This window comes from Panacagrimonas sp. (genome assembly GCF_965216805.1).
GTDB lineage: Bacteria > Pseudomonadota > Gammaproteobacteria > Nevskiales > Nevskiaceae > Panacagrimonas.
The window spans coordinates 314,043-328,858 of record NZ_CBDCGN010000003.1; the positions used below are offsets into that span (position 1 = coordinate 314,043).

A 14,816-nucleotide genomic window follows, 5' to 3' on the forward strand; every position below is an offset into this window, starting at 1 on the left:
CGAGCCAGATCCGTCGCGACGCGCCGGACTCGGCGTCGGCGTGCCGACGGACCGGGCGCGACGCACCGGAAAACCTGGATTATAAGCGCGCTGCGGCTGCTGCTCCGCCGCAGCGCGCTTGTGGTCGGCGCCAGGAGCCTGGGCGGTAGAAACGCGCGCGGCTGCGGCTGCGCCCTTTCGGCCGGATTTCCCGCTGCGCCTCGTTAAACAGAACCACTATTCGCCTCGACGCATCGAAAAATCCGACTCGAAACGGCTTTGCCTCGCCTGCACAGTTCCAACCGCCCGGGCTCCTAGCGGACGCTGAGGCCCTCTTCGAGAATCTTGGGCGTGACGAAGATCAGCAGCTCGTCCTTGTTGTTGACCGTCAGCCGGTTGCGGAACGCCGCGCCCAGAATGGGGATGTCGCCCAGGAAGGGCACCTTGCTGACGTCGTTGCGGTTTTCCTGCACGAAGATGCCGCCCAAGACCACCGTGGCGCCGTTGTCCACCAGGGCCTGGGTGTTGACCTCGCGGGTGTTGATGGCCGGGGCCGACCCGCCGTCGCCGGTCGGCACGATCTCGCCGACGTTATCCTGCGTGACGGCCAAGTCCATGATCACACGATTGTCCGGCGTGATCTGCGGCGTCACCGTCAGGCTCAGCACCGCTTTCTTGAACTGGATGTTGGTGGCACCGCTGGACGAGGACTGCTGGTAGGGAATTTCCACGCCCTGCTCGATCGAGGCCTGCTTGGCGTTGGCGGTGAGCACGCGCGGGCTCGACACCACTTCGCCGCGGCCTTCGGCCTGCAATGCGGACAGCTCCAGGTCCACCAGGTAATCCGAACCCAGCACCGCCAGTGCGATGCGACCGGCGTTGTTGCTGGCCGGCAGACTGACGTTGAAGCGATCGTTCAGGTTGCCGACACCCACCGGGAACCCGTTGTTGAGGAAGTCCTGCACCCGACCATCGTTGGCCTGCGCGCTGCCGGAAGTGCTGATCAGACCGTTGTTGCCGTTGCGGCCCACGGCGCTCACGCCGAAGCGCGCCCCGAGTTCGCGGCTGTAATCGTTGTTGGCGATGACGATGCGCGACTCGATCAGCACCTGCTTGACCGGAATGTCGAGCTTGGCGATCAGGGCGCGCACGCTTTCGATGGTCTCGCGCGTATCGCGAATCAGCAGCGCGTTGGTGCGCTCGTCGATGTTCACGCTGCCGCGATCTGACAGAATGCTGGCATCGCCGGCTTTGAGCAACGCCGCCACGTCGGCCGCCTTGGCGTAGTTGACCTGCAACAGCTCGGTACGCAGCGGCGACAATTCGGTCTGCTGTTTCTGCGCTTCCAGTTCCACCTTGTCGCGCTCGGCGATCTCGGTGAGCGGCGCCACCAGCATCACATTGCCTTCCTGGCGCATGCCCAGGCCCTTGGTGCGCAGGATGATGTCCAGCGCCTGATCCCAGGGCACGTTCTGCAGCCGGATGGCGATCTCGCCGCTGACCGAATCCGACACCACCATGTTGGTGCCGGCGACGTCGGCGATGATCTGCAGCAGGGAGCGGATGTCCACGCTCTGGAACGACAACGAAATGCGCTCGCCGGTGTATTCCGGCTCCTGCAGTTGCTGCTCGGCCAGCTTCTCCGGCGACAGCGGCTGCAGCTCGATGGTGAACAGATTGCCCGACTGATAGGCGACCTGCTCGAAGTCGGTGCCGCTGACCGGAGTCACCACCACCTCGGCATTGATGCCGACGCGCGAGGTGTCGACAAACTTCACCGGGGTTGCGAAATCCAGTACGTCCAGACGGCGCACCAGCGCTTCGGGCACTTCGGCGTTCTTGAACCGCGCCACGATCCTGCCGCCCTGCTGGGTCACGTCCACTGGCGTGGCGGTGTCGCTCATCGAGATCACCACCCGGCCTTCGCCCTTTTCGCCGCGGCGGAAGTCGATGCTGGTAAGGCTAGGCTGCGGCTGCGGCGGTGGCGGCGGAGCCGCTGCGGGCGCGTCCTCGGCCGTCGCCGCCGCAGGGGAATAGCTGGGTCCCGCGCCTGCGGGCCCGTCCACGGTCAGGAAGATGCGGTTGCCGTCGATGCGTACGGAGTGGGTGGTGGCCTGACTCAGCTCCAGCACCAGGCGAGTGCGACCGTCGGCTTCGGCGGCCGCCACCGCGCGGGTGGCACCGATGTTGAGCCGCTTGTAACGCTCGGCCACGGCCAGACGGGTATCGGGAAGATCCAGGGACAGGCGCGGCGGTTGATCCACCGTGAACACCACCGGCTCGGGCGCGGCTTCCGACAGCGTCAGGGTCAGCAGCATGCGCTCGCCTTCCAGCCCCACCGCGTCGATCGACTGCAAGGCTCTGCCCGACTGGGCCACGGCCGGCAGCGTCGCCAGCAGGCCGGCACAGGCCACCAGTCCGCACAAGGTCGCGCGCACCGTCGCGGTCAGGCGACTTCCCCCCTTCGCTGCGACTTCGGATCGGGTCATCATGGGTAGCACGCTCCCTAAAGTTCTATTCCGCCAGCGCCAGCGTGGCCGGACGCGAAATCCAGCCGCCGAACCCGTCGGGGATGATTTCGGCCAAGGTGATTTCGGATTCGGCGATCGCTTTGATTTCGCCGTAGTTCTGCCCCATGTGGTTGCCCACCGACACGCGGTGGATCACCCCGTCGGGGGCCTTGACCAGGGCGAACACGGCCTTGTTGGTCTCGATGATGCCCTGCATGCGCAGCGCGTCCAGCGGGAAGTCTTCCAGCGGTTCGCGCGAACGGTCCATGTCCGGCCGCGGCCCGCCACCCACCTGCGCCTCGGCATCGGGCTGCGCCTGCTGAAACGGATCGCGCCGATCGGCCGGTTCGTAGGTGAAGGATTCGAACTGCTTGATCTGCGGGATCGGCTCGATCTGTTGCGACTTGCGGCTCTTGACCTCGGCCACACGCTGCTCCAGGTCTTCCATGCCACTGCTGCAGGCCGTTAGCGTCAGCACCACGCCGGGCAGCAGGTATTTCGTCGGACTCCGGCGCATGGCTTAGCGTCTCCTCGCCCGATTCTGTTCGGCCTGCTTGGCCGCCGCCACCGCTTCGACTTCCTCGTCGTCCAGATAGCGATAGGTCTTGGCGACGGCGGTCATGCGCAGATCGTCGGGCGACAGCGGCGCCAGATTGCCGGACCGTCCGCCGGCAGTGGCCTTGGCCGCACGGATTTCCACTTCGTCGATGGTGACGATACGCGGCAGCGACGACACCCCGCTGACGAAACTGCCCATCTCGTGATAACTGCCGGTGACGACGATCTTGTTCGGAATCTCCGCGTAGAAATCCTTGAGGATGTCCGGCTGCGGCTGAAACAATTCTTCGTCCAGGCTGCTGGCAACGCGGGTCTGGCTGATGTCGTTGAGCAGGTTGGCCACTTCGCTGCGACTCGGAAGCTGCTTGAGCATGGCGCCGAACGAACGTTCCATCTCGCGCAGCTGATCCTTGTACGCGTCCAGTGCCACCACCTTCTTCTGCTTGCGCTCGAACTCCTTGAACAGCGCGACTTCCTGTGCGCGGGCGGCGTCCAGCTCGTCGCTCATCGGCATGATCTTGAACCACAGACCCGCGGCGACGATCAGCACCGCGAGCAGGATCGCGGCGGCGAAATGAACCCAGTTCGGCCAGATCCCCGGGTTCTGGATATCCAGGGTCTGGAGGTCGCGGATTGCATCCTGGAGATTCATTCCTCGATCTCCTCGCCATCAACCGTGGTGTCGGGGCTGTCGCCGGGCTTGGTGAGATTCCTGACCTGCAGGGTGAAGTCGCTGCGCCGCGCCGCGCCGGTTTCCGAGGTCTTGATCACCACCAGCCGCGGGTCCTCGAACCAGGGCGAGGCTTCCAGATTCTTCATGTACGTGGACACCCGCCCGTTGGACTCGGCGGCGCCTTCGACCGTCACCGCAGCCCCGCTCTGCTTGATCACGGTGATGGTGACGCCGTCGGGCAGGGTGTTGACGATCTCGTCGAAGAAATGAACCGTGGCGCTGCGAGACGCCTGCAGTTCCTCGATCACGCGCATGCGCGCCAGCAGGTTGCTTTTGACCTTCTCCAGCTCCTCGATCTCCTTGATCTTCTGGTCGACCTCGGCAATCTGCTGCTTGAGATAGTTGTTGCGATCGTTCTGCGTTCCCAGCGCGTTGCTCATGACCACGTAAGCCAGGCCGAACACGGCGATGCCGACGAGCGCGCCCAGCACCATCAGGGCGGTGAAGCGCTGCTTGCGCAGTTCGCGGCGCTTGGTGCGCCAGTCGAGGAGGTTGATCTTGGTCATGGGCCCCTCAGACCTCGGTATCGAACGCGCGGTAGGCCAGGCCGGCGGCGATCAGCATGGCCGCCTCGTCCTTGGCCAGCACCGAAGGCCGTGCCTTGGCCGCCACCGTCATGGCGGAAAACGGCCGTGCCACCACGGTCGGAATGCCCAGACGTTCCTGCACCAGCGCGTCGACGCCGGGGATGTGCGCACAGCCACCGGCCAGAATCACCTGATCCATCGAGCCGTGCTTGCTCGACGCCGCGAAGAAGAACTGCAGCGAGCGGTCGATCTGCTGGCCCAGGTCGGCGATGAAGCTGGGCAGCACTTCGGACTCGTAGCTTTCCGGCAGGTTGCCGAACTTCTTGGCCTTGCCGGCTTCCTCGAAGCTCAGGCCGTACTGCCGCATGATCTCCTCGGTCAGGGTCTTGCCGCCGAAAGCTTGGTCGCGCGTGTACACCGTCTGCAGGTCGTGCAACACCAGCAGCGACGTGGTGCTGGCGCCAACGTCGACCACCGCGACCGTCTTCTTGACCCCCTTGCCCGGCATCTGGTGGCGCAGGAACTGGCAGGCGTTCTCGAGCGCGTAGGCCTCGATATCGACGACCTTGGGGACCAGCCCGGCCAGCTCGGCGGCGGCGCAACGACTGTCGACCTGTTCCCTGCGGCAGGCGGCCAGCAACACGTCGGCATTGGCCGAGCCCTTGTCGCTGGTGCCGAGTACCTGGAAGTCCAGGTTCACATCCTCGATCGGGTAAGGGATGTACTGGTCCGCCTGCGCGCGGATCTGTTCTTCCATGTCGTGCTCGGACAGCGCCGACGACATCTGCACGACCTTGGTGATGACCGAGGCGCCGGCCACCGCCAGGGCCACGTTCTTGGTACGCGTGCCGGCGCGGTTCACCGCACGGCCGATCGCCTCCGCCACCAGCTTGGGATCGGTGATCAGTTTTTCGTTGACGGCATTGGGCGGCAGCGGTTCCACCGCGTAGGTTTCCACGTGGAAACGGTCGCCGCGACGGGACAGCTCAAGCAGCTTGACGGCGCTGGAACTGATGTCGAGTCCGACCAGTTCCTGGCTCCCCCCGCCGAACAGCGATTGAAAGATCGACATTGCGCGTCTTCCGCCTCAAGCGGCCCCGATTTTTGTAAATCCCCCGGGAGGTGAATGACTCCACCCCCATTGAACCTTAATATACCCGAGTCGTTTTCCGAAGCAACAATAGGTTGTCACAACAACTATCTGATGTTGCTCATAACCCGAAGCGCGGCGGCCAGGTCTGGTCTGCCCCGCTGACAACTCCTACGTGCCCCGATCCAAACGCATCGCGATCTGGCTGGTCGGCGCTCTTGCCATCGCGGCGATAGCGGCGCCGGTGATCGCGTTCTACGCCGTCCGCTGGGTCTACGGCCCCGAACTGCCCTCGGTCACCGCCCTGAGCGAACTCCAGCTGCAGGTACCCCTGCGAATCTACACGCAGGACGAGCAGCTGATCGGGGAATTCGGCGCCGAACGTCGGGCGCCCATGGCCTACGATCAGTTGCCGCAGCGCGTGATCGACGCGTTTCTGGCGGCCGAAGACGACCGCTTCTTCGAGCACCCCGGAGTCGACTGGCAAGGCCTGCTTCGCGCGGCCTGGAAGCTGGCACTCACCGGCGAGAAGATCCAGGGTGGCAGCACCATCACCATGCAGTTGGCGCGCAACATCTATCTGTCGCCGGAGCGCAGTTACGAGCGCAAGATCCGCGAGATTCTGCTGGCCCTGCGCATCGAGGAGGAGATGACCAAGGAGCAGATCCTGGAGACTTACCTAAACAAGATCTTTCTTGGACAGCGCGCATACGGCGTGGGCGCCGCCAGCCAAGTCTACTTTGCGCGCGACGCTGCCGACCTCACCTGGGGGCAGGCCGCGCTGCTGGCCGGGCTGCCCAAGGCGCCGTCGCGCGACAACCCGGTGACTTCGCCGCAGCGCGCTCAAGACCGCCGCGACTACGTGCTCAGCCGCCTGCGCAGTCTCGGCAAGATCTCCGAACTGGAATACGAAGCGGCGCTGGCCGAGCCGGTGGCGGTCAAGCTTTCCACCGCGCCGGTGCAGTCCGACGCGCATTACGTGGCGGAAATGATCCGCGCCGAAATGATCGACCAGTACGGCGAATCGGCCTACACCGACGGCTACCAGGTCTACGCCACCGTCCACTCGCAGCGCCAGGAAGCGGCCAACCACGCGCTGCGTTCGGCGCTGCTGGCCTACGAGGAACGCCACGCCTGGCGCGGACCGGAGGCGCGCCTGCCGTCCGAGCTGCTGAGTCAGAGCGGGCCGCGGCGCGATCTGATCGAAGACTTCCTTGCTCAGCGTCCGAGCGCGGCCGGTCTCATGCCGGCCGCGGTGGTGTCCTTCAGCGCCGCCAGGCTCACGGTGCTGCTGCCCGACCAGAGGCTGGCCGAGATCGATGCCGCAAACTTCAAGTGGGCGAGCATCGGCGAGCGCAACGCTCTGCGCGAAGGCGACATCGTGCGCGTCCGCAAGGTCGGCGACGCCTGGCGACTCGCACAACTGCCCGCGGTGCAGGGAGCCTTCGTCGCGTTGGACCCGCGCGACGGGGCAATCCAGGCCGTGGTCGGGGGTTACGATTTCCTGCTCAACAAATACAACCGCGTGACCCAGGCCCGGCGCCAGTCAGGCAGCAGCTTCAAGCCGTTCCTCTATGCCGCCGCCTTCGAGCATGGCTACACCCCGGCCACGGTGCTGCTCGATGCACCCGTGGTATTTCAGGACTCTCACCTGGAGGGCGCCTGGCGGCCGGAGAATCATGACGGCGACTTCAAGGGCCCGATGCGGCTGCGCGAAGCCCTGGTGCATTCTCGCAACCTGGTGTCGATCCGGCTGCTGCAGGAGTTGGGGCTGAATTACGTGCGCGACTACGTTTCCCGCTTCGGGCTGGAACGCGCCCGCATGCCGCGCGATCTGTCGATGGCCCTGGGCACTGGCTCCTACAGCCCGCTGGAATTGGCGGCGGCCTACGCGGTGTTGGCCAACGGCGGATTTCGGGTACAGCCGTACGTGGTGGAGCGCATCGTCGACGCCGGCGGCAACACGATTTTTCAGGCGACGCCACCCACCGTGTGCGCAGACTGCGAGCAAGAGCAAGCGACCCCGCCAGCGACGACGGATGCGACGCAGGCGGATCCCGCGGGCGCATCCGCGGAAAACCCTTCCCGACCGCCCCGAGTCATCGACCCGCGCGTGGCCTGGCTGATCGACGACATCCTGCGCGAAGTCACCATCCGCGGCACCGCGGCGCAGGCGCGCAAGCTGGGCCGGCGCGACATCTCCGGCAAGACCGGCACCACCAATGACGAAACCGACGCCTGGTTCAATGGCTACAACGGTGAACTCGTGGCGGTGGCCTGGGTCGGCTTCGACCAGCCGGCACCCCTGGGACGCGGCGAAGTCGGCGGTCGCGCCGCTCTGCCGATGTGGATGGACTTCATGCGAACCGCGCTCGAAGACCATGCCGAGACCCCCCGCGCGCGCCCAACCGGTCTGGTGACCGTGCGCATCGGCAAGGAATCCGGTCTGCTCGCATCTGGCTCCGATCCCGACGCCATCCTCGAGATCGTGCCGGAAGAACACGTCCCGCGCACCGGCGCCAACAGCGCGCTCAGCCGCGCGGTGCCGGTCGAAGACCTGTTCTGATCTGCGTCTCCGTCGTCATGAAGCGCACCGGCGGTTCGCAGGAGGAATGGATCGAGGAGGCTGCGCGGCTGATCTGCGACGAGGGCTATGCCGACTACCGCGCCGCCAGGGCCAAAGCAGCCGAGCGCCTGGGCATTTCGCCACGCAGCAGCCCGCCGGACCCGCGTCGCATCGAAGCCGCGGTACTGCAGCGACACGCCCTGTTCGACGCCGCGGCGCATGCCCTCCAGCTGGCGGCGATGCGCCGGACTGCGTTGCGGGCAATGCGCTTGCTGTCCGGCTATCAGCCGCGCCTGGCCGGCAGCAGCGTGACCGGCGCCATCGGCGAGGGACACCGCGTGCAGCTGCACCTGGTGGCGGATATGCCGGAGACGGTGGAGATGCTGCTGCACGACCGCCACATCCCGTTCGAACAGGGCGAGCGCCGCTACCGTCTGGCCGACGGCCGCGACTTCTGTGCCGCCCTGCTCTCTTTCGAGGCCGACACCGTGGGTGTCGACCTGGCGGTATTCGAACCCGCAAGCCTGCGCCATCCGCCGCTGTCGCAGATCGACGGTAAGCCGGCTCGAAGGCTCACCTGCGAGCAGCTCGAGGCCTTGATCGCGGCGGCGGCGGACTGAAGCTGAAACGACCGAGGTCCGTCGGCGAGGCCTCGGTCGTTACGGCCGCGACGGCCGGTGAATGGCGCTTCAGCGCTTCTCGACGGGCACCACGTTGCGCTCGGTGGCGCCGGTATAGACCTGACGCGGACGGCCGATACGCATGCCAGGATCGGAGATCATCTCGATCCAGTGTGCCGCCCAGCCGACCGTGCGGGCGATGGCAAACATCGGAGTGAACATGTTCACCGGGATGCCCAACGCCTTGTAGATGATGCCGGAATAGAAATCGACGTTCGGATAGAGCTTGCGCGCCTTGAAGTAGTCGTCGTTGAGCGCGATCTCTTCCAGTTTCATCGCCAGTTCCAGCTGCGGATCGCTGACGTTGAGCGCCTTGAGCACCTTGTGGCATTCGGCGCGGATGATGGTGGCACGCGGATCGAAGTTCTTGTACACGCGATGGCCGAAGCCCATCAGGCGCACGCCGGAATTCTTGTCCTTGACCTTGTCCATGAAACCCTGCACCTGCTTCACGTCGCCGATCTCCTCCAGCATCTTCAGCACCGCCTCGTTGGCGCCGCCATGCGAAGGACCCCACAGCGCCGCGATGCCGGAAGCGATGGCGGCATAGGGGTTGGTACCGGTCGAACCGGCCAGGCGCACGGTGGAGGTGCTGGCGTTCTGCTCGTGATCCGCGTGCAGGATGAACAGGATGTCCAGCGCACGGGCCGCCACCGGATTGACCTGGTAGGGCTCGGCCGGCACGGCGAACATCATGTGCAGCAGATTGCTGCAGTAATCCAGGTGGTTCTGCGGATACATGAACGGCTGGCCGTAATACTTCTTGTAGGCCGCCGCCGCGATGGTCGGGATCTTGGCGATCATGCGATGCGCAAAGATTTCCCGATGCCGGGGATCCTTGTTGTTGGTGGTGTCGTGATAGAACGCCGACAGGCTGCCGACCACGCCGGTCAGCATGGCCATGGGGTGCGCGTCGTAATTGAAGCCGCTGAACAGATTCTTCAGCGACTCGTTGATCATGGTGTGCTGGCGGATGTTGGCATCGAACCGCAACGCCTCGTCCTTGTTCGGCAGCTCGCCGTTGAGGATCAGATAGGCGACTTCCAGGAAGCTGCAGTGCTCGGCCAGCTGCGCCACCGGATACCCGCGATAGAGCAGCACACCCTCGTCGCCGTCGATATAGGTGATAGCCGACTGGGTCGAGCAGGTCGAGGTAAAGCCGGGGTCGTAGGTGAACACACCGAGCTTGTCATACACCTTGCCCACATCCAGGCCGAGCGGCCCCAGCGAGCCGGCGACTCCGGGCAAATCGATCTTCTCCCCCGTCTCATTGTTGACCAGACTGTAGGTCGCGCTGCTCATCCGCTAGCTCCCTGTTCGTGATGTAGAACGGATTGGCGTCGGTCGCATTCTTCAAGCAATGTGTCCGACGGCCGGGTTGGGCCCCCACCCACACGCGGCAGGGCTGCAGGGCGATTCCGGTTGCGATGCACGGCGAAGATTGCGCCGACCGGGTCGCCGAAATGGCCGCGAAGCTTAGCGACTTTTGGTGTTTGGCCGCCAGCCGTGGGTTGCACTGCATGGCAGCCGCCACGTTCTGCCGCAGGCATGGCCCCGCGCCAACGACGCTGCCGCCGCACCGTCCGGGTGCACGTCCACCCGTTTCGGACGCATCGGCACGCATACTGACTAGCGAAGCACAGGGCGTGCCACGGAAATCTCAGGCCCCACAAACGACAAGGCCGCGCAGGGAGCGCGGCCTTAGGCGTCAGGCAGACGCCGCTATCAGCTCTTGGCGCTGGCGTAGCGCTTCTTGAAGCGGTCGACGCGGCCGCCCACTTCCACCACACGCTGCTTGCCGGTGTAGAACGGGTGCGAGTGCGAGGACGTATCCAGATTGACCAGCGGATACTCCTGGCCGTCTTCCCACACGATCTTGTCCTTGCTCTTCACCGTCGAGCGAATCCGGAATGTGTGTCCGGCGGCGTTATCCTTGAACACGACGTAGCCGTAGGCCGGATGGATGTTTTCTTTCATGGCAAAAGCCCGCAGCCGCAAAAAAGGGCGCGAAGTGTAGGGCCGCGGCGGCAGTCATGCAACCGCGGCCCGCCGCCTGTCCAGGCCGCGTTCCGGAGCTTACAGCGTCGGCGCCCGCCGCCTGTCTGCTGCTGCGGGCCCGCGCGTTTCACCTTCCGATGTCGAAGAGTCGGCGTCGATGACCGGCGCCCGCCGGGCGTCACCGCGCTTGAGGTCGACCGGCCGGCGGTAGCGATACCACGCCGCGACAAAGAACCCCAGAACGGCGAAAGCCATGCCAGCGTGAAGAATCCAGGTCGGTTCCATATCGATTGCACTCCTGCGTGCGGCCGATGGCCGCAGATTTAGGAAAGGGATTGAAGGTCTGCATGTGGGCGGCTCTGGATGCCCCGCGGCGCGCCCTGCACGATCAGAAATACTGCGACCCAGCGCGCCGGTCGGTCGGCTGGCCGACCGGAGGCGCACAACGGCCGGTGAACGCGAGTCCCGGCTGCCTCAATGCTCCGGCAGGGCCGGCAAGTCCAGCCCCAGCTGGGCGCGCGAGTAGCGCTCGGCCAGCCAGCGCTCCTGGAACACGTAACGCGACACCTGGCCGATGTCGTACAAATACCAAGCGTTGACCGACCCGCCGACCAGCGCCCCGATCACCGGCACCACTCCCGCAGCCTTGCGTTGGCCCAGGTTGATGCCCAGCTTGCCGGCCAGATTGTTCAGCGAGAACACCGCCGCTTCCTTGGCGAATTCGCGCTCGGCGGCGCGCTCCACGCCGTCGCGCCAGGCCGCGGTGTCCAGCACTTCGGCGTCGAATTCGCGCAGGGCTGCCACCGCGGTCTGCTTCTCCTCCAGGCTGTTCGCCGAGGCCAGCGCGAAGATGCCGATTGCGAGTCGACGCCGCTCGGGATGCCGCAGGTCCTCGCCATAGCACAGGCCCACGCGATGGATGGTGCGCAGCGCCAGCGCGATCAGTGCCGGCACGTCGGCCACCATGCCGGCCGCGCCGGCGATACCGAATGCCGCGCCGCCGACGCCGGCCAAAGCCATCGCGCGACGCTGTTCGGTGCGCATCAGATCGTCGCATTGCGCCAGCTCGCAGCAGCGCAACTCTTCGAGCGAGCCGACACCGGCGCGCTTCAGCAGCCGGCGTTGGTCCGACAGCTTTTCGGCAAGGCGGTTGACGCCATCCAGCGCGGCGCGCAGCGCTTCCTCCGGAACCATCGCTTGCACTGCCCCGGCCACCTTGCCGCCTGGCTTGGCCAGCAGGCGCGTGGCCCAGCCAGGCGACTCGTCCTGCCATTGGCGGATGGTCTGGAGCTGGCGCGCTTCGTAACGGGACAGTGCGTTCATGGCTGATTTCGGACTCCGGCGGATGGACCGCCGCAGCGGCGCGGGGCTCCACCCCGCCATTGTCGCCGACCCGGGACCGCGCCAAGATGAACCGATGTGCCTGATCGCCTTCGCTTGGAATACCCATCCGCGCCTGCGCCTGCTGCTGCTGGCCAATCGCGACGAATTTCATGCGCGTCCCACCGCTGCGCTGCGTTGGTGGAGCGACGCACCGCAGATACTGGCCGGCCGCGACCTGCAGGAAGGTGGGACCTGGCTGGGTATCAGCCGCAGCGGTCGCGTCGCCGCGGTCACCAATGTGCGCGCCGCCGAAGTCGGTGGCTACCGGCGTTCCCGCGGTCATCTGGTGAGCGACTTCCTGTCCGGCACCGTCGACGCCGCCCGCCACGCACAGGCGCTGGAGCGAGAGGCCGCGGCCTACGGCGGGTTCAACCTGCTGCTGTTCGACGGCAACCAGGCAGTACACGCCAGCAACCGCCCCGGGTTCGCCGCCGTGCCGGTCGGCCCGGGCGTGCACGCACTGAGCAACGCGGCGCTGGACACGCCGTGGCCCAAGGTGCGGATCGCCAACGCGCATCTGCGGTCCTGGCTGGCGCGTCACGACCCGCATGACGACGACCCCGAAGCGCTGTTCGCCGCCATGGCGGATCGCAACATTGCGGGCGACGGGGATCTGCCCGATACCGGCGTGGGCCAGCAGATGGAACGCCTGCTGTCTTCGGCCTTCATCTGCACCCCCACCTACGGCACGCGCAGCACCAGCCTGCTGACCCTGGATGCCGACGGGCGCGCGCAGTTGCGCGAACGCCGCTTCGATACGCGCGGCGCGATCTCCGGCGAAAGCGAGGAGCACTTCCGGGTCGCCGCCAGCTGACCCGGCGGGTCAATCCAGCGTACGTCCGCAAGACCAGCAGGCGGCGAAATTACCCGGTACGCGCTCGCCGCAGCCACAGCGCCAGTCGGCCTGCTCGCGATCGCCGCTGCGATATGCCGCCAGGAGTTCGCGCGCCCGCGTCTCGTCACGCGGATCGCGCAGGACCACGCGCGGGTAGGCATCTGCCGCCAGCTCTCCGCGCCCGGACCACAGCAAGGCTCCCAGCACATCGCAGCGGATGCGCTCGGCTTCCAGCAGGCCACGCACGATTTCCGCCTCGATCGGATCGGCCGCCAGGTAGATGCAGTTCATGGCGCATCTTGACCCGGTGGCGGCAAGCCTGCAGCGGCCGGCGCAAACGACTCAGGCCAGATGCAGCCCGCCGTCAACCGGGATCACCGCGCCAGTCAGATAATGCGCCTGGTCCGACAGCAGGTAGCACACCGCATGAGCGACCTCGTCGCCGCCACCCAGTCGGGCCAGGGGAATGCGCTGCTGTTCGCGCGCCAGCGTATCCGGCGAAAACTGCGGCTGGTCGGCCCACAACATGTGGCCGGGCGCGATGCCGTTGACCCTCAGACGCGGCGCCAGCTCCAGGGCCAGGGCCTCGGTCAGGGTCCACAACGCACTCTTGGCACACAGGTAGGCCGAGAAGCCGGCCATGGGGCGACGCGCGTGGACGTCGATGATGTTGACGATGCTGCCGCCGTCGGCCAGCAACGGCGCGCAGGCCTGGGCCAGGAACAGCGGCGCGCGCAGATTGCTGCCGATCAGATCGTCGAACTGCGCGGCGCTGAGCTCGCCCAGGGGCGTGGCGTAGTAGCTCGACGCGTTGTTGACCAGCGCGTCGAGCCGTCCCCAGCACGCATGCGCGAGCGTGGCCAGCGAGCGCAGCGCGTCCAGGTCCAGCAGATCTGCAGGCAGCACGCAGGCGGAGTCGGCGCACTGCGCGTTCAAGGCCGCCGCCAGCGCCTCGGCATCCTGCCGCGAGTGCCGGCAGTGCAGCACCACGCGGTCGCCGCGCGCGTGCAGGCGGCGGGCGATCGCCGCGCCGATGCGACGCCCGGCGCCGGTGACAAGGACGACGCGGGGCTGTACCGGCGCCGCGGAGGGGCTGGGACTGTTGCGTATCATGGCGGCGATCCTAACCATCTTGCCCGCGCGCGGGGCTCCTCAAGCCACTCTTGAACAGCATTCTCGACGCCATCCTGCTCGGTGTGATCGAAGGCCTCACCGAGTTCCTGCCCATTTCCAGTACCGGGCATCTGCTGATCGCGCAGCACTGGATGGGCCGGCAATCCGACCTGTTCAACATCGCCATCCAGGCCGGGGCCATTCTGGCGGTGACGCTGGTGTATCGACAGCGCATCACCGGACTGCTGCTGGGCTGGCGCCAGGCCGAGTCGCGCGATTACGCGATCAAACTGGTCTGCGCGTTCCTGATCACCGCGGTGTTCGGGCTGGCGGCCAAGGCGCTCGGCGCCGAGCTGCCCGAAACGGTATGGCCGATCGCGGCGGCGCTGATCGTCGGCGGCATCTGCATCTTGTTGGTGGAACGCCATGTCGCGACGATGGCGCCGGCGGCAACGGTGACCTGGGCGGTCGTGATCGCGGTGGGTCTGGCGCAGGTGGTGGCCGGTGTGTTTCCCGGGACTTCGCGTTCGGCCGCGGCGATCTTTGCCGCCATGCTGGCCGGCCTCACGCTGCGCCCGCGCGCCGCCGAATTCGCGTTCCTGGTCGGCATTCCCACCATGTTCGCCGCCACCGGCTACGAAGCCTTGAAGACTTCGATGTCGCCGGGCGGTATCGGCACCGAGCCCTGGCTGGAGCTGCTGATCGCGTTTACCGTGGCTGCCGCGACCGGGTTCGCCGCGGTGAAGTGGTTGCTGCACTACGTCTCCGGTCACAGCTTCGTCCCGTTTGCGTGGTACCGCATCGTGTTCGGCGCGGTGCTGCTCGTGGCGATCTGAGCCGGTGC

The 14,816-nt window shown here is 66.3% G+C and carries 15 protein-coding genes; 4 read left to right on the forward strand and 11 right to left on the reverse strand.

Going from position 1 to position 14,816, the window contains the following annotated elements:
* Nucleotides 1-293: 293 nt before the first annotated feature.
* Genes pilQ through ACOOHP_RS14650 form a run of 5 tightly spaced genes read right to left on the reverse strand, consistent with a single transcriptional unit; the run spans nucleotide 294 to nucleotide 5,379 of the window.
* Nucleotides 294-2,471 carry a type IV pilus secretin PilQ gene (gene pilQ / locus ACOOHP_RS14630; RefSeq protein WP_420467220.1) on the reverse strand — a complete coding sequence of 726 codons (2,178 nt, stop codon included), beginning with the start codon at nucleotides 2,469-2,471 and terminating at the stop codon, nucleotides 294-296.
* Nucleotides 2,472-2,493: 22 nt separating this feature from the next.
* Nucleotides 2,494-3,006, reverse strand: coding sequence for a pilus assembly protein PilP (locus tag ACOOHP_RS14635; RefSeq protein WP_420467221.1), 513 nt, complete (start codon nucleotides 3,004-3,006; stop codon nucleotides 2,494-2,496).
* A 3-nt stretch (nucleotides 3,007-3,009) separates the two neighbouring features.
* Nucleotides 3,010-3,699, reverse strand: a complete 690-nt coding sequence (locus ACOOHP_RS14640; protein ID WP_420467222.1) for a type 4a pilus biogenesis protein PilO — start codon at nucleotides 3,697-3,699, stop codon at nucleotides 3,010-3,012.
* A complete protein-coding gene (locus tag ACOOHP_RS14645) occupies nucleotides 3,696-4,286 on the reverse strand; it encodes a PilN domain-containing protein (RefSeq protein ID WP_420467223.1) in 591 nt (196 codons plus the stop codon). Before ACOOHP_RS14645 ends, ACOOHP_RS14640 begins: the two co-directional genes overlap by 4 nt.
* A gap of 7 nt (nucleotides 4,287-4,293) precedes the next feature.
* The gene (locus ACOOHP_RS14650; RefSeq protein ID WP_420467224.1) at nucleotides 4,294-5,379 is read right to left on the reverse strand and encodes a pilus assembly protein PilM; all 1,086 of its coding nucleotides are present in this window, start codon (nucleotides 5,377-5,379) and stop codon (nucleotides 4,294-4,296) included.
* Between the two features lie 193 nt (nucleotides 5,380-5,572).
* On the opposite strand from ACOOHP_RS14650, the gene ACOOHP_RS14655 reads away from it, so the two are divergent.
* Nucleotides 5,573-7,963, forward strand: a complete 2,391-nt coding sequence (locus ACOOHP_RS14655; protein WP_420467225.1) for a penicillin-binding protein 1A — start codon at nucleotides 5,573-5,575, stop codon at nucleotides 7,961-7,963.
* Between the two features lie 17 nt (nucleotides 7,964-7,980).
* The gene (locus tag ACOOHP_RS14660) at nucleotides 7,981-8,583 is read left to right on the forward strand and encodes a hypothetical protein (protein WP_420467226.1); all 603 of its coding nucleotides are present in this window, start codon (nucleotides 7,981-7,983) and stop codon (nucleotides 8,581-8,583) included.
* Between the two features lie 69 nt (nucleotides 8,584-8,652).
* Here the strand turns inward: ACOOHP_RS14660 and ACOOHP_RS14665 are convergent, their stop codons facing one another.
* The 4 genes from ACOOHP_RS14665 to ACOOHP_RS14680 form a co-directional block, all read right to left on the reverse strand.
* Nucleotides 8,653-9,945: a citrate synthase gene (locus ACOOHP_RS14665; RefSeq protein WP_420467227.1), complete on the reverse strand. Its 1,293-nt coding sequence runs from the start codon at nucleotides 9,943-9,945 to the stop codon at nucleotides 8,653-8,655.
* Nucleotides 9,946-10,368: 423 nt separating this feature from the next.
* A complete protein-coding gene (locus ACOOHP_RS14670) occupies nucleotides 10,369-10,620 on the reverse strand; it encodes a type B 50S ribosomal protein L31 (RefSeq protein ID WP_420467228.1) in 252 nt (83 codons plus the stop codon).
* A 99-nt stretch (nucleotides 10,621-10,719) separates the two neighbouring features.
* Nucleotides 10,720-10,926 carry a hypothetical protein gene (locus ACOOHP_RS14675; RefSeq protein WP_420467229.1) on the reverse strand — a complete coding sequence of 69 codons (207 nt, stop codon included), beginning with the start codon at nucleotides 10,924-10,926 and terminating at the stop codon, nucleotides 10,720-10,722.
* Nucleotides 10,927-11,115: 189 nt separating this feature from the next.
* Complete coding sequence (locus ACOOHP_RS14680) at nucleotides 11,116-11,964, reverse strand: EcsC family protein (RefSeq protein ID WP_420467230.1); 849 nt, start codon at nucleotides 11,962-11,964, stop codon at nucleotides 11,116-11,118.
* Nucleotides 11,965-12,058: 94 nt separating this feature from the next.
* Here ACOOHP_RS14680 and ACOOHP_RS14685 point away from each other — a divergent pair, with 94 nt between their 5' ends.
* On the forward strand, nucleotides 12,059-12,838 hold the full coding sequence (locus ACOOHP_RS14685; protein WP_420467231.1) for an NRDE family protein: 780 nt from the start codon (nucleotides 12,059-12,061) through the stop codon (nucleotides 12,836-12,838).
* 9 nt (nucleotides 12,839-12,847) lie between these two features.
* Here ACOOHP_RS14685 and ACOOHP_RS14690 read toward each other — a convergent pair whose 3' ends face one another.
* Together ACOOHP_RS14690 and ACOOHP_RS14695 are read right to left on the reverse strand one after the other, a co-directional pair.
* Nucleotides 12,848-13,150, reverse strand: a complete 303-nt coding sequence (locus ACOOHP_RS14690; RefSeq protein WP_420467232.1) for a DUF2007 domain-containing protein — start codon at nucleotides 13,148-13,150, stop codon at nucleotides 12,848-12,850.
* A gap of 51 nt (nucleotides 13,151-13,201) precedes the next feature.
* Nucleotides 13,202-13,972, reverse strand: coding sequence for a pteridine reductase (locus ACOOHP_RS14695; RefSeq protein ID WP_420467233.1), 771 nt, complete (start codon nucleotides 13,970-13,972; stop codon nucleotides 13,202-13,204).
* Nucleotides 13,973-14,022: 50 nt separating this feature from the next.
* On the opposite strand from ACOOHP_RS14695, the gene ACOOHP_RS14700 reads away from it, so the two are divergent.
* Entirely contained in the window at nucleotides 14,023-14,808 is a 786-nt protein-coding gene (locus tag ACOOHP_RS14700; RefSeq protein ID WP_420467234.1) for an undecaprenyl-diphosphate phosphatase, read from the forward strand.
* Nucleotides 14,809-14,816: the final 8 nt, after the last annotated feature.

What these genes read in the sequence shown, in the direction of transcription:
- ACOOHP_RS14640 (WP_420467222.1), bottom strand. Translation starts at nt 3,699, where the DNA reads ATGAATCTCCAGGATGCAATCCGCGACCTCCAGACCCTGGATATCCAG.
- ACOOHP_RS14670 (WP_420467228.1), bottom strand. Translation starts at nt 10,620, where the DNA reads ATGAAAGAAAACATCCATCCGGCCTACGGCTACGTCGTGTTCAAGGAT.
- ACOOHP_RS14695 (WP_420467233.1), bottom strand. Translation starts at nt 13,972, where the DNA reads ATGATACGCAACAGTCCCAGCCCCTCCGCGGCGCCGGTACAGCCCCGC.
- ACOOHP_RS14690 (WP_420467232.1), bottom strand. Translation starts at nt 13,150, where the DNA reads ATGAACTGCATCTACCTGGCGGCCGATCCGATCGAGGCGGAAATCGTG.
- ACOOHP_RS14680 (WP_420467230.1), bottom strand. Translation starts at nt 11,964, where the DNA reads ATGAACGCACTGTCCCGTTACGAAGCGCGCCAGCTCCAGACCATCCGC.
- ACOOHP_RS14650 (WP_420467224.1), bottom strand. Translation starts at nt 5,379, where the DNA reads ATGTCGATCTTTCAATCGCTGTTCGGCGGGGGGAGCCAGGAACTGGTC.
- ACOOHP_RS14665 (WP_420467227.1), bottom strand. Translation starts at nt 9,945, where the DNA reads ATGAGCAGCGCGACCTACAGTCTGGTCAACAATGAGACGGGGGAGAAG.
- ACOOHP_RS14675 (WP_420467229.1), bottom strand. Translation starts at nt 10,926, where the DNA reads ATGGAACCGACCTGGATTCTTCACGCTGGCATGGCTTTCGCCGTTCTG.
- ACOOHP_RS14645 (WP_420467223.1), bottom strand. Translation starts at nt 4,286, where the DNA reads ATGACCAAGATCAACCTCCTCGACTGGCGCACCAAGCGCCGCGAACTG.
- ACOOHP_RS14685 (WP_420467231.1), top strand. Translation starts at nt 12,059, where the DNA reads ATGTGCCTGATCGCCTTCGCTTGGAATACCCATCCGCGCCTGCGCCTG.
- pilQ (WP_420467220.1), bottom strand. Translation starts at nt 2,471, where the DNA reads ATGATGACCCGATCCGAAGTCGCAGCGAAGGGGGGAAGTCGCCTGACC.
- ACOOHP_RS14660 (WP_420467226.1), top strand. Translation starts at nt 7,981, where the DNA reads ATGAAGCGCACCGGCGGTTCGCAGGAGGAATGGATCGAGGAGGCTGCG.
- ACOOHP_RS14635 (WP_420467221.1), bottom strand. Translation starts at nt 3,006, where the DNA reads ATGCGCCGGAGTCCGACGAAATACCTGCTGCCCGGCGTGGTGCTGACG.